The organism is Kineosporia sp. A_224 (assembly GCF_002198655.1).
Lineage (GTDB): Bacteria > Actinomycetota > Actinomycetes > Actinomycetales > Kineosporiaceae > R-H-3.
The window spans coordinates 17,021-23,227 of the sequence record NZ_MWLN01000052.1; the positions used below are offsets into that span (position 1 = coordinate 17,021).

A 6,207-nucleotide genomic window follows, 5' to 3' on the forward strand; every position below is an offset into this window, starting at 1 on the left:
GACGAACCGGTGCCGGGCTACCCGCCCCAGCCGCCGGTGCGGGCGCCGGCACCGTTCCAGGCCCCGCGCGCCTTCCGCCCGCCGCAGCCGTACCAGGCGCCCCCGCAGGTCGCCTCGAGGGCCTTCGAGACCCCCGTCCACGAGGCGCCCGCGGCCGGCCGCCCCGTCGCCGGCCCCGCGCCCTACGAGCCGACGGCCTACGTCTCCGGCTCGCTGCCGCTCGCCCGCCGCCGGCCGACGGCGGACGACGGTCCGCCGTCCCTGCTCGTCCCGCGGGTCTCCCAGGAGCCCGCCCTGCTGCCGGGCCTGTCCCCGGGCCTCGCGTACCCCGGCGCGGACGTCGGCCACCGCACCCGCAGCACCGCGGCGGAGACCGGCGAGGACCTGCTCGCCCCGCGCCGCTCCGACCGCCGCCGCGACGAGGGCTCGCACCGGACCGGCCCGCCGAAGAAGGGCTCGGCGCCCGCGTCCGCGCTCGGGGCGGCCGTCGAGGTCGTCGTCGTCGTCGCGCTGGCGCTCGTCCTCGCGGTCGTCGTCAAGACGTTCTTCGTGCAGGCGTTCTACATCCCGTCCGAGTCGATGGAGACGACCCTGCTCGTCGGCGACCGGGTGCTCGTGAGCAAGCTCACCCCCGGGCCGTTCGAGCTCCACCGCGGCGACGTCGTCGTCTTCAAGGACCCCGACCACTGGCTGCCGCCGAGCGCGCCGCCGGACGACGGGAAGATGCGGGCCGCCGTCCGCACCGCCCTGACGTTCGTCGGCCTGCTCCCGCAGGACTCCGGCGAGCACCTCATCAAGCGCGTCATCGGCCTGCCGGGCGACACCGTGAAGTGCTGCGACGCCAAGGGCCGGCTCATCGTCAACGGCGTCGCGGTCGACGAGCTGTACCTCCAGCCGGGCATCGCGCCGAGCGACAAGACCTTCTCGATCACGGTGCCGGAGGGCCGGTTGTGGGTGATGGGCGACAACCGGCCGTTCTCCGCGGACTCCAGGTACCACATGGACCTGGCCGGGGGCGGTACGGTCCCGGTCTCGGACGTCGTGGGCAAGGCCTTCGTCATCGTGTGGCCGTTCGCACGCGCCGGGGGTCTGGGGATCCCCGACCCGGTGTTCGCCGACGTCCCGGCACCAGGGGGGTCATGAGCACCACGGACGACGAGCGGAACGGTTCGGGCGGCACGCCCGACGGAGGGAGCACCACACCGATGGCCAGAGACGTCTCCGACGCGCCGCGCACCGCCCTGCAGTCGGCGGTGAGCGCGATCACCGAGGTGGTCGTCGTCGTCGCGATGGCGCTGGCGATCTCCCTGGTCGTCAAGACCTTCCTCGTGCAGGCGTTCTACATCCCGTCGGGGTCGATGGAGAACACCCTCCTCGAGGACGACCGGGTCGTCGTCAGCAAGCTCACGCCGGGGCCGTTCACGCTGCACCGCGGCGACATCGTCGTCTTCAAGGACCCGGACGGCTGGCTGCCGCCGCCGGTCGAGCCCGAGGAGGGCGCCGTCCGGCACGCCGTCCGCGCGACGCTGACGTTCGTCGGCCTGCTGCCGCACGACTCCGGCGAGCACCTCATCAAGCGCGTCATCGGCCTGCCCGGCGACACGGTCGCCTGCTGCGACGCGGCGGGCCGGGTCACGGTCAACGGCGTCCCGATCGACGAGACGTACCTGTTCCCCGGCAACGCCCCGAGCGCCCGGACGTTCTCGCGCACCGTCCCCGCCGGCGACCTGTGGGTCATGGGCGACCACCGGGAGATCTCCGAGGACTCGCGGGTCCACGGGTTCGTGCCGGAGTCGTCGGTCGTCGGCAAGGCCTTCGTGCTCGTGTGGCCGCTGTCCCGGGCCACCGGCCTCGGCCGGCCGGACCCCGTCTTCGCGGACGTCCCGGAACCCGCGGCGCCGTGACCGCAGGCACGACCCCGCGCCGCCGGGCGGCCGGCACGACCTCCCGGAAGGCGAAGGTCACGCTGCCCGCCCGGGGCGTGCCGACCCTGCGCGAGGAGCGCCGGCTGCTGCGCGACGGGCACCTGCTCGTCGCCGGGGTGGACGAGGTCGGCCGCGGCGCGCTCGCCGGGCCGGTGAGCGTCGGGGTCGTCGTCGTCGACGCGCAGGTGCGGACGGCGCCCACCGGCGTCAAGGACTCCAAGCTGCTCGCCCCCGCCGTCCGGGAGGCACTCGTGCCCAAGGTGCGCCGCTGGGCGCTCGCGCACGCCGTGGGGCACGCCGAGCCCGACGAGGTCGACCGGTACGGGATCATCGCCGCGCTGAGGCTGGCCGGACGCCGCGCGCTCGCCCAGCTGCCCGCCGTCCCGTCGTGCGTCATCCTCGACGGCTCGCACGACTGGCTCACCCCGCCGGCCGCGCCGCCGACCCTCTTCGACCTCGACCTGCTCGGCCGCGAGGTCGCCCCGGACGTCGCCCTCGCCGCCGAGCCGGCCGTCGTGACGATGGTCAAGGCGGACCTGCGGTGCGCGGCCGTGGCCGCCGCGAGCGTCCTGGCGAAGGTCGAGCGCGACGCCATGATGGTCGCCCGGGCGGCCGACCACCCCGAGTACGGGTGGGAGGGCAACAAGGGCTACTCCGCGCCGGAGCACGGCGCGGCGATCCGCCGGTTCGGCCCGTGCGCCCAGCACCGCAGGTCGTGGAGCCTGCCCGGGCAGGGCGGGGAGCCGGACGACGTCCCCGGCGGTGCCGTCGACCTCGCCGCGGCCGTGCCGCCCGCCGACGCCGCGACCGGCGCCCGCGCCGACCTCGACCTCGCGGGCGCGGACGGGCTGCCGGTCCCGTGACCGGCGGCGCGCCGTCCTTCACCGGTCGCGCCGTCCGGGCCCTGCGCACCCGGTGGGACGTCCTGCTCGTCGTCGCCGCGGGCGGCGCCCTCGGCAGCCTGGCCCGCTGGGGCGTCGGGCTCGCACTCCCGCACGCCGACCGTGAGTTCCCGTGGTCGACCTTCAGCGTGAACGTCGTCGGCTGCCTGCTCATCGGTGCGCTCATGTGGTTCGAGGAGGAGCGCTGGCCGCCGTCGCGGTACCGGCGCTCGTTCCTGCGCACGGGGGTGCTCGGCGGGTTCACGACGTTCTCGGCGTACGGCCTCGACGCGCACACGCTGCTGCTCGCCGGGGCACCCGTCGTCGCGGCGCTCTACGTCGCCGGGAGCCTCGTCGCCGGGCTGCTCGCGGTACCGCTCGGCGCCGCGGGCGGGGCCGGGCTCGTCGCGCTCGCAGAGCGGGGACGTCGTCCCGGCGCGGCCGGGGACGCGCAGGCGGACGATGGAGACGGCGGCGCAGGGCCGTCGTCCGGGCGGGAGGAGCAGCCATGAACGGACCGGGGCGTACCGCCGCCGTCCGGCTCACCGTCGTCGTCGGCGAGGAGGACCGGCACCACCACGGGCCGCTCGCGACGCAGGTCGTCCACCGCGCGCACGCGGCGGGCCTGGCGGGGGCGAGCATCTTCCGCGGGTGCGAGGGGTTCGGCGCCGGCAGCCGGGTGCACACCGCCCGGATCCTCAGCCTCTCCGAGGACCTGCCGCTGTCGGTCGTCGTCGTCGACACCGCCGAGAAGGTCGACGCGTTCCTGCCGGTGCTCGGCGCGCTGCTCGCCGAGTCGGGGGCGGGCGGGCTCGTGACGCTCGACGACGTGACCGTCGTCCGGTTCGGGGACGACGCCCACGACAGGGGAGCGGCCGGGTGACGGCGCTGCTCGTCGTCCTCGGGGCCGCGGCCGGGGCCCCGCTGCGCTACGTCACGGACCTGTGGGTGAACTCCCTGCACGACTCGCTCGTGCCGTGGGGCACCTTCGTCGTCAACGTCGTCGGGTCGTTCGTGCTGGGGGCCGTCGGCGGGCTGGCCGCGCGCGGCGGGGCATCGCCGCACCTCGTGGCGCTGCTCGGCACCGGGTTCTGCGGGGCGCTCACGACGTTCTCGACCTTCGGCTACGAGACCGCCGAGCTGGCCCGGCAGCGGGCCTGGCTGTACGCCGCGGGCAACGTCGCCGGCAGCGTCGTCGCCGGGTTCGCCGCCGTCGCGGCGGGGTACGCGCTCACCGCCTGACCCGTGCGGCCGGCGTGCGGCCGGCGTGCGGCCGGGCGCTCCCGGCGGCGCATCCGGGTGGCGGCTCGGCCGAGCGGCCCGGACTGGTCCATGATGGTCGGGCGCCCCGGGGCGCAACCGGACGCCGTGCCCGACGCACGGCGCGAACGAGCAGCGGAGCGAGACGTCCCCATGAGCGCCGAGGATCTCGAGAACTACGAGACCGAGATGGAGCTTCAGCTCTACCGGGAGTACCGGGACGTCGTCGGGCTCTTCTCGTACGTCGTCGAGACCGAGCGGCGCTTCTACCTCGCCAACCAGGTCGACCTCAAGGTGCGGTCCGCCGACGGTGAGGTCTTCTTCGAGGTGACGATGAGCGACGCGTGGGTGTGGGACGTGTACCGGCCCGCCCGGTTCGTGAAGTCGGTGCGCGTCGTGACGTTCAAGGACGTCAACGTCGAGGAGCTCGCCAAGAGCGACCTCGAGCTGCCGAAGTCGGGCGGGTTCGCGGGGTAGTCCCGCTCTTCCCCGCTCTTCCGCAGGGTGCGCCGGGCGTGCGAGCCTCGCCGCCATGAGCGACCCGACGCACGACCCGACGCACGGCCGCTACCCGCTGCTGCTGTCGCCGTTCACCTTGCGCGGGCACGTGCTGCCGACGCGCGCGGTGTTCACCGCGCACACGACGAGCTTCGGTGCGGACGGCGTCCCCGGGGCCCGGGCCCGCGCGTACTACGAGGCGCGGGCCGCGGGCGGGGCCGGGATGATCGTCATGGAGCCGCTGCCGGTGCTGCCCAACGGCGGCGTGACGCCGCAGAACTACCGGTACGACGACGACGCGTTCGTGCCCGCGCTGCGGGAGACGGCCGCCGCGGTGCGCGCGCACGGCACCGTGATCGTGAGCCAGCTCTACCACATGGGCGCGAACGCCGACCCGCACCAGGAGTCGAGCGAGCGGTGGGCGCCGTCCGCCGTCCAGGGCCCCGGCTGGCCGGACGCCCTGCGGGCCGTCGACGAGGTCGACCTCGGCCGGGTCGTCGAGGGGTTCGTCGCGGCGGCGCGGGCCGCGGTGGCCGCCGGGGTCGACGGCGTCGAGTGCATGTTCGCCTACGACACCCTCGTCGACCAGTTCCTCGACCCGGGCCGCAACCACCGCACCGACGGCTGGGGCGGCGACCTGCCCGGCCGGGCCCGGCTCGCCGTCGAGATCCTCACGGTGCTGCGCGAGACGGTCGGGCCCGAGCGGCTGCTCGGGGTCACGCTCACCGCGGCGACGCCCGGCTACGCGGAGGCCGCCGCGCACCTCGCCGCCGCGTGCGACCTCGACTACGTCGGCGTCGGCAACGGCAACTACGAGTCCCTGCACCTCATCATCCCGCCGATGGAGCTGCCCGAGGGGGTCGGCGTCCCGAACGCGGAGCGGGTCACCGCGGCGCTCGGCGGGCTGCGCGGCGAGGCCCGCCGACCCGGACGTCGTCCGGAAGGCCCGCGAGGGTCGCGAGCNTGAGGATCTCGACGGCGAGCCGGGCCCGGCCGCGGGCCGGCGGTCGTCGCGGAGGGCCGGATCGTCCGGGCGGACGTCGCCGAGCGGGCGCTCGCGGCCGGGGCCTGCGACCTCACGGGGATGACGCGCGCGATGATCGCCGACCCGGACGTCGTCCGGAAGGCCCGCGAGGGTCGCGAGCGTCAGGTCCGCGAGTGCGTCGCGTACAACCTCTGCATCGCGCGCCGGCTGCGCAAGTACCCGATCGCCTGCCTGCAGAACCCGGCCGCCGGGCACGAGCACGAGGCGCCGCCGCAGCGGGCGGAGCGGGCGCGGCACGTCGTCGTCGTGGGAGCGGGCCTCGCCGGGCTGGAGGCGGCCCGGGTCGCCGCGGAGCGGGGGCACCGGGTCACCGTCCTCGAACGGGACGGCGCTGCGGGCGGGCAGGTCCGGCTGGTCGCCGCACTGCCGCTCCAGGGGCCGTTCGCCGAGCTCGTGCGGTGGCGGGTCGCCGAGCTCGAGCGGCTCGGGGCGGACGTCCGGTACGGGGTCGAGGCGTCTGCCGCGGACATCGTCGCGCTCGGCGCGGAGGTCGCCGTTGTCGCGACGGGGTCATGGCCGGTGCCGGGTGGCGTGGACGGGCCCGAGGCGGCGGCGGACGTCGTCCGGTCGTGGTCGGCGGCGGAGGACGGGGAGCGGG

8 protein-coding genes and 1 pseudogene are annotated in these 6,207 nt (G+C 76.0%); all 9 read left to right on the plus strand.

The window, feature by feature from the left end:
- Positions 1-1,143 (plus strand): signal peptidase I (gene lepB, locus EDJALFJO_RS04335; protein ID WP_233149672.1); only part of this gene is annotated, 1,143 nt, incomplete at its 5' end.
- Complete coding sequence (gene lepB / locus EDJALFJO_RS04340) at positions 1,140-1,904, plus strand: signal peptidase I (protein WP_233149673.1); 765 nt, start codon at positions 1,140-1,142, stop codon at positions 1,902-1,904. The genes lepB (EDJALFJO_RS04335) and lepB (EDJALFJO_RS04340), both read left to right, overlap by 4 nt.
- Positions 1,901-2,788 carry a ribonuclease HII gene (locus EDJALFJO_RS04345; protein ID WP_233149674.1) on the plus strand — a complete coding sequence of 296 codons (888 nt, stop codon included), beginning with the start codon at positions 1,901-1,903 and terminating at the stop codon, positions 2,786-2,788. The genes lepB (EDJALFJO_RS04340) and EDJALFJO_RS04345 overlap by 4 nt, the downstream gene beginning before the upstream one ends.
- Positions 2,785-3,318: a fluoride efflux transporter CrcB gene (crcB, locus tag EDJALFJO_RS04350; RefSeq protein ID WP_198949988.1), complete on the plus strand. Its 534-nt coding sequence runs from the start codon at positions 2,785-2,787 to the stop codon at positions 3,316-3,318. Before EDJALFJO_RS04345 ends, crcB (EDJALFJO_RS04350) begins: the two co-directional genes overlap by 4 nt.
- Positions 3,315-3,689: a DUF190 domain-containing protein gene (locus EDJALFJO_RS04355; protein WP_088282587.1), complete on the plus strand. Its 375-nt coding sequence runs from the start codon at positions 3,315-3,317 to the stop codon at positions 3,687-3,689. The genes crcB (EDJALFJO_RS04350) and EDJALFJO_RS04355 overlap by 4 nt, the downstream gene beginning before the upstream one ends.
- Positions 3,686-4,048, plus strand: coding sequence for a fluoride efflux transporter CrcB (gene crcB, locus EDJALFJO_RS04360; RefSeq protein ID WP_088282589.1), 363 nt, complete (start codon positions 3,686-3,688; stop codon positions 4,046-4,048). Before EDJALFJO_RS04355 ends, crcB (EDJALFJO_RS04360) begins: the two co-directional genes overlap by 4 nt.
- A 171-nt stretch (positions 4,049-4,219) precedes the next feature.
- Entirely contained in the window at positions 4,220-4,543 is a 324-nt protein-coding gene (locus EDJALFJO_RS04365; RefSeq protein WP_088282591.1) for a DUF2469 domain-containing protein, read from the plus strand.
- Between the two features lie 55 nt (positions 4,544-4,598).
- Positions 4,599-5,527 (plus strand): annotated as a pseudogene (locus EDJALFJO_RS36270) (oxidoreductase); the annotation flags it as partial.
- A 121-nt stretch (positions 5,528-5,648) separates the two neighbouring features.
- The coding region (locus EDJALFJO_RS04375) for an FAD-dependent oxidoreductase (protein WP_143448285.1) at positions 5,649-6,207 on the plus strand (559 nt) is incomplete at its 3' end.